The 259-nt window shown below is 30.1% G+C and carries 1 rRNA gene; it reads right to left on the bottom strand.

What is annotated here, in order from left to right:
• Positions 1 to 259 (bottom strand): 16S ribosomal RNA (locus Ga0451573_RS19345); the annotation flags it as partial.

The following is a 259-nucleotide window of genomic DNA, read 5'->3' on the forward strand; positions in this document are numbered from 1 at the left end:
GCAAATTATAAAATTATTATATATATTATTCAATATATGGTAAGGTTGACGCGGATTATCGTATTAAATAACATACTCCACTGCTATTGGTTGTAACCGTCTATTGTATTGGTTTTCATTCTTGCGAACATACTCTGGTGGCGGAATACTTTTAAGCTTTCACTTCTATATGGTAATTTATATTTATTACTCATTAGTGTACTCATAGTTTACTGCTATAATTACTTGGGTATCGAATCCATATTACTACTATAGCCTT

Origin of the sequence: Phosphitispora fastidiosa (assembly GCF_019008365.1) — a bacterium.
GTDB lineage: Bacteria > Bacillota > Thermincolia > Thermincolales > UBA2595 > Phosphitispora > Phosphitispora fastidiosa.